General features: G+C 41.0%; 5 protein-coding genes. 1 reads left to right on the forward strand and 4 read right to left on the reverse strand.

Features of this window, described 5'->3' with window-relative positions; all coding sequences use genetic code 11:
* Window positions 1–18 precede the first annotated feature (18 nt).
* The 3 genes from PI95_RS17710 to cysC all read right to left on the reverse strand — a co-directional run bounded on the left by PI95_RS17710 (window position 19) and on the right by cysC (window position 2,875).
* Window positions 19–1,242: a DegT/DnrJ/EryC1/StrS family aminotransferase gene (locus tag PI95_RS17710; protein WP_052325766.1), complete on the reverse strand. Its 1,224-nt coding sequence runs from the start codon at window positions 1,240–1,242 to the stop codon at window positions 19–21.
* An 82-nt stretch (window positions 1,243–1,324) separates the two neighbouring features.
* Entirely contained in the window at window positions 1,325–2,269 is a 945-nt protein-coding gene (locus PI95_RS17715; RefSeq protein WP_163518975.1) for a radical SAM protein, read from the reverse strand.
* 48 nt (window positions 2,270–2,317) lie between these two features.
* Window positions 2,318–2,875: an adenylyl-sulfate kinase gene (cysC, locus tag PI95_RS17720; RefSeq protein WP_039752870.1), complete on the reverse strand. Its 558-nt coding sequence runs from the start codon at window positions 2,873–2,875 to the stop codon at window positions 2,318–2,320.
* Window positions 2,876–3,520: 645 nt separating this feature from the next.
* Here cysC and PI95_RS17725 point away from each other — a divergent pair.
* A complete protein-coding gene (locus PI95_RS17725; RefSeq protein ID WP_336507243.1) occupies window positions 3,521–5,746 on the forward strand; it encodes a GumC family protein in 2,226 nt (741 codons plus the stop codon).
* 105 nt (window positions 5,747–5,851) lie between these two features.
* Here PI95_RS17725 and PI95_RS17730 read toward each other — a convergent pair.
* On the reverse strand, window positions 5,852–6,711 hold an 860-nt coding region (locus PI95_RS17730; protein ID WP_163518976.1), incomplete at its 5' end, for a calcium-binding protein.

A 6,711-nucleotide genomic window follows, 5' to 3' on the forward strand; every position in this document is an offset into this window, starting at 1 on the left:
CTTTCTCTAATTTTGGGTTCAAGAAAGTTTTTGGCTGATAGATAGCCCATGTTCCAAAACAAACCGGATAATTCTTGTGATTTTGCTGATGTCTTCCGGTATTATTGCAGTTCCAGTAGGCAGAGTCAAAATTCGCTCTCCCAGACAATTGGTGTAAGGAAGCTGCTCTTGTGATAAGGGAAACAGCGAGCGGTAAGGTTCCATTTGGTGGCAGCCAGGGTAAAAGTATCGTCGTGCCAGAATGTTTTCAGCGTGTAATATCTGCATTAGGCGATCGCGACTAATTTGAGTAATCTTCTCGTCAATCTCCAAAACGATGTACTGGTAGTTGTTCTTCTCGCTTTCATTGAAGGTAAAAAAACGAACTCCGGGGATACCTCCTAGTTCTTGTTGGTATAGTTTGTAATTACGGTGGTTGATAGTAATGAATTCGTCTAGGCTTTCCAACCCGGTTAAGCCCATTGCTGCACAGACTTCGTTCATTTTGCCGTTGGTGCCTATAGACATGGCATTGTCGTAGCCTGCTGCAAAGCCAAAATTCACCATCAGGCGAATCGAGTTAGCTAACTCGTCATCATTGGTGACGACGGCTCCCCCCTCAAAGGTATTGAGAAACTTGGTAGCATGAAAGCTGAGAACTTCTGCCTGACCAAAATTGCCGATCGCTCGTCCTTGGTATGAACTGTAAAAAGCGTGTGCCGCATCAAAGATAAGTTTGAGATTGTGACGCTGGGCGATCGCGCTTAGGGCTTCGACATTGCACGGCTGCCCCCAAACGTGGACACCAAGAATTGCGCTGGTGTCTCTTGTAATCAGCTTCTCGACCATTTGAGGATCGATTGTATGGGTATGGGGGTCAATATCGCAAAAGACAGGGGTAAGTCCTAGCCATTGTAAAGCATGAGCCGTGGCAATGAAGGTAAACGATGGCACTATGACTTCGCCTGTAAGGTTAGCAGCTTTAGCCGCAATCTGTAGAGCAACTGTGCCATTGCAGGTGGCAATGCAGTGCTTAACACCAAGAATCTTCGCGATGCGAGATTCAAACTCTTGGACATATTTCCCACCATTAGATAACCACTTTCTGTCCAAAATATCGTTAATGCGATTTAGCAGGTGCAAGCGATCGCCGATATTAGGACGACCTACATAAATTTTATCCCCAAAAGTAGGAGTGCCTCCGAAAATAGCAAGTTTCTGATTGAGTCTAACAGAAGTTTTTTTTACCGAAGCTTGTACCAATTGTTCTATCCTGTATTACTATTTTGATGGAATTATCTCTTTTCTGCACTATCTTGTGAACTCCAGAGTCATCAAAGATGAATTAATTACGAATTGCTGCTTTTTGTTCCTTTTTTTCAATGTCCAATTTCTGATTTGTGATGATATCTTGACACAGCCCTATCCCAAAACTATGGTCGAATTCTTCAAACTTTTGCTGAAGGCTTTTCAAGTCTCCATTCATCACAGAGTCATAGATGGGTATAGAGAATTCTTCATAAATACAGGGTTTGATTTCTCCGTTTGGAGTTACATACAAACTTCCCTGTTCTCGACATAACTCTTTGGCATCATCAACATCCCCAGTCATCACTGCTGCCCTACAAAGACAGCGCATTGTAGTAATGGTATTATTACCCTTTTTCCAAGTTTTTTTCAAATCTCCTTTCTCTAAAAAATAACCATTATCCTCTAGAAGACTTTCTAGCTTGATTATCTCTAAAGATGGATCGGAAAATCCTCCTAGTTCCAACACTTCAATAAACTTAATTTCTACTTTTGTTGATTCGGAAAAATTGAGTAGTTCTTGAGCATTGGCTAGGCTAATAAATGGAGTGTTCAATTTTGTGTAGATTCCCGCATTATAAGCTGCCATAACATTCTTAATGGTAGCTTCAAAGGGTAATTGCTTAATAGCTTCGTAGGCTTCTTTGCTTAGGGAATCCACATTAAATTTAATCTCGTCCAAGTAGGGGAATAGCTTATATAGACGGTCAGTGAGAGTACCATTCGTGGTTATAGATAAGTATATTCCTCTCTCTTTAACCGCCTTAGCAATTTCGACAATATGAGGATTTAGTGTAGGTTCTCCACCACTTAGAATGACTTCTTCTGTCGGGACGATATCAAGTAACTTTCCTACAAACTCCTCATTCATAGTGCTATTAACTGGTACTGCCTGACCTTCATTATGGCAGTAAGGGCATTTGGCATTACAGTAGAAGGTAGTTAAAAATCTGATCCGTCTCGGTTTAATATGTAATTTCACAACATTTGCTCCTAATTTTGGTAAACAATCGTTAAGATTAGCTTGCTGTTATCCTTTTTCTATTACCTGCCTTATCTTCGGAATATATTTGTATTCTTCTAAAGCTTGTATAACTTTATTTATACTTTCTCTAATATTTAAGCATTGAGTATCGCAAATGATTTCTGGACTTAATGGTTCTTCATACGGGCTATCAATACCTGTGAAATATTCAATCTTTCCGGCTCTAGCCAATGCATATAACCCTTTGACATCTCGTTGTTCACAGGTTTGTAAAGATGCTTTAATGTACACTTCAACAAAGTTCTCTGACATGTGTCGAACTTCTTCGCGGACATCTCTATAAGGACTAATTGCCGCCACAATCGCGATAACTTGATTGCGGCTTAACAGGCTGGCAACAAATCCAATGCGACGAACGTTTATGTCTCGGTCTTGTTTGCTAAACCCTAACTCTTGTGAAAGGTGTGTCCGGACTACATCTCCATCTAAAATTTCTACGGGACAACTTCTTGCCTTTAATTCCAATGCCACGCCATTTGAAATTGTAGTTTTCCCAGCACCAGAGAGTCCTGTAAACCATAACGTAAATCCTGAATAGTTCATGATGGAATATTACTAATTGCACATGAAGTTTTAGAAATAGAAGGTGACGCTAGCTCAAAAGATAGCGCAAATTCCACCGCGCACATAGCAAGATGATATTACATGAAAAGGTCAAGTTTAACAATAGTGGAGATTTGGTTTCTCTGATTAGCGTTTTTTTAGACTACAATTCGCCCGATCTATAAATCCAAAAGGCTTGTATTTAATGGCGTTTACATGGTAATTATCGTCTCTAACAGAATTTTTACTGCTTGAACTTTTAAGTTTTATATATGAGCATAGCTGAAATTTCTGCCATTTTGGCAAGAGATATCATATTGTAATTGTTAAAATTAGCATGAATATAAACAACGTTGTCATACTGAATGAGTTACTTAAAGAAGAAGTCAGAATTCAGCTTGGACAATCAGTAGGCTATTTTGACTTGCCTACTACGTTCTTCGCAAGGGTTTTCAGGGATAGAGCCGCTTACTACGTTCTTCGCAGGTTGATTAAAGTAAAAATTAACACTCTCGTTAATTTACATACAACATATTTTTTTTTCCCGGAATCATAAGCGCGTGTTGTCGCGTCATCAAGAAGAGTAAAATTAATATTCCAAAAGTTTTCTTGCTCAACATCTGTCGAGATTAAAGGACTTTAATAGTGGCTAATACTAGTCTGAATCAGGGGCAATTAATTACTACTTCCCCACACGCGGTTGACATCAGACAACTATCGGCAATTTTGTTTCGCCGACGCTTTCTCATCCTTGGTGTTTCTGGCTTAGTTATGTGCGTTGCCATTTTTCTGGCAACAATTGCTAAACCAAAATACCAAAGCTCTATGCAATTATTGGTAAGTTCCAATTTGTATGAAGGCTTACAATCTAGAAATATTCAAGGAAATACAGATAGCCAATTTACCGACCCAAATTTTCAAGTTGTTGATTATACTGCTCAGTTAAGGCTAATGCTGAGTACTAAGTTAATCCAAAAAGCTGTAGATTTACTCCGTCCGGAATATCCAGATATTCAAGTAGAAGATATTTTAGGTAAGAAAGGTAAACAAGCTAAACCAGGTTCTTTAGTTGTGGCTCAACTAGAAGGAGGGACAGGAGTTAATAAAGTTCCCAGTCAAGTATTTGAAATCACCTTCAAAGACGAAGATCCAATTAAAGCGGAAAAAGTACTGCAAGCATTAAAAAAGGTTTATCAAGATTACAATATAGAGCAACAAAAGCAACGTCTGAATAAAGGACTTTCTTTTGTTAACGATCGCCTACCGAAAATTAAACAAGAGGTGATTAAATCTGAGAATAATTTAGAACAGTTTCGGCAAAAACATAACTTACTCGATCCGGAAGCACAAGGTAAAATTATCCTCGATTCTCTAGCCGATACGCAAAAGCAACTCCAAAGCACTCGTGCCCAGCTGCAAGATGTCCGCGCTCGCTACAATAACTTGCAGCGAAAAATGGCTGCCTCACCACAAAATGCGCTTATTTCTTCTCGTTTGAGTCAGTCAACTCGCTATCAAACGCTATTAAACGAGATTCAAAAAACAGAATTGGCTTTAGCTCAAGAACGATTGCGCTATACAGACACCTCGCCGGCGATCGCCAAATTGACGCAGCAACGCTCCAATCAAGTATCATTATTACGACAAGAAATTGGGCGATCGCTCGGAGATAAAGCACCCAAAACCCTCGAAAATGGAAAATCACTTCTCACGCAAGGGCAGATGGGAGAAGTTGACCTCAAGTTGCTGGAAGAATTAATACAGGTACAAACAGCAACTCTTGGATTAGTTGCCAATGAACAAAGTTTAGCTAAGTCAGAACAGCAACTTCGCTCAGAGTTAGCCAAATACCCCACCTTAATCGCAGAATACAATCGGCTGTTGCCAGAAGTAGAAACTAATCGCAAAACATTAGAACAACTTCTGCAAGCGCAACAATCTTTAGGAATGCAAATTGCTCAGGGAGGATTTGATTGGCAAGTCTTGGAAGAACCCCAACCGGGAATTTATATCGGTAGCGGTAGAACATTGCGTTTAGCTGGGGGAGCGGTAATCGGACCGATTTTAGGGATTGCGATCGCCCTAATTTGGGAAATGTCTAAAGATGCAATTTATTCTGAACAAGAGTTACAAAATTTAACAAATCTGCGTTTACTTGGTAGAGTCCCGAAATTATCTTTACCGCTGAGGAAAAAGCGGCTTTCAGCGCTGTTTTTCCATGAAAAGGGCAGCTTAACTCCCAGGTATCGTGACAAACAACTTAGTGTCTACACTCGGTTGCCCTTTCACGAAAGCCTGGATATGATCTACCAAAACATTCTTTTATCAAATCCCTACGCCTTCAAGTCACTGATGGTGACTTCAGCACGAAGCGCAGAAGGTAAGACAACTATAGCGCAGGGGCTGGCGGTGAGTGCGGCAAGAATGCATCAGCGAGTTTTGCTGATTGATGCCAACATGCGCGAACCGCACCTGCACAACATTTTGGAGCTTTCTAACGACTGGGGACTATCTCTGCTATTAGTCGATGAGACAAATACCCCCCCCGATTACATCCAGCCAATTCACCCGGCGATCGATGTTTTGACCGCAGGACCGACACCAGAAGATACAGTGAAATTACTGAGTTCTCGGCGGATGAAAGAACTAATCCAAATCTTTGAGCAAACCTATGATTTAGTGTTGATTGATGCCCCAGCAATTTTAGGCACAGTTGATGCCAGGATTTTAGCAACCTACTGTCATCAGATTGTATTGGTAGGAAAAATCGGTCTAGTGACTAGAAATGAATTGATTCAAGCTACAGAGATTTTAGGCGAGTTGAATGTAGTGGGCATCATCGCTAATGAAGCGAATACAGCAAAAGCTTAACGAAAGACCTACATCTACAATTTATTGTAGAGACGTTCCCTCGGAACGTCTCTACCGAAAACGCGCTTAGATTGGTAGGGTGCGTTACGAACAATAATGCATCAACTATGCAAATAAGAAATTGGCTTTATTAGTAGAAGCCAAATTTGCACCAATGTTATCTGCTGTGAATCCAGTTGTGCCATTGAGCGTAAGTAGCACATCGCCAGTACCAAATCCATTATTACCCTGAAGCCTAAACCAAGTACTACTACCATTTACCACAACGTCAATATCCGCAGTATCCGTAAAACTGAGTAAATCGCCACCCCCAGCTTGAGTAAAGTTGTTTACAGTATCTGTGCCATCACCACTGTTATAAACTACCGTGTCAATACCCTGGTTTCGGGTCAGGTCAATCGTATCATCACCTTTGCCACCAACAAAGAAATGAGTACCCCTTCTGCCAGACAAAAAGTCATTACCGTCACCACCGTTTAGGGTATAGTTACCGTTACCACCTGACAAAATGTCATTCCCAGCGCCACCCTCAACAGTACCATTAGTAGCTCCTCTGTTAGTGTTATAAATATCGTTACCAGCACTGAGGAGAACATCACCGTTGATTGTCCCTTGGTTGTTAACCCTGACCGAAAGTACAGCATCACTAGCATCAATCGCCAGTTTTCCATTATTAAACGCGCCACCCTCAATAGTTCCCGTGTTGATGATCGAACCATTAAGTTGAACATTCGCTTGAATGACGACAGCTGCATTATTCTCAGCTACCAAAGTGCCGGAATTATCAATGTTGCCATTGAACACTGCATTTGACTCAACATCATCACCCCGGAACAAACGCACCGCTGCCGATCGATTAGTCCCAACTGCAACACCTCGACCTTGAAGTAACCCAGAGTTGACTAGCGAACCATTAACATTTGCCCCTAATTCCAAGGAAACAGCATCGCCATTGTTGCCGACAC

It is taken from the genome of Hassallia byssoidea VB512170 (assembly GCF_000817785.2).
GTDB classification, from domain to species: domain Bacteria; phylum Cyanobacteriota; class Cyanobacteriia; order Cyanobacteriales; family Nostocaceae; genus Hassallia; species Hassallia carrinoi.

Excerpts from the sequence above, each read along its gene's own strand:
- cysC (WP_039752870.1), bottom strand. The coding sequence starts at position 2,875 with ATGAACTATTCAGGATTTACGTTATGGTTTACAGGACTCTCTGGTGCT.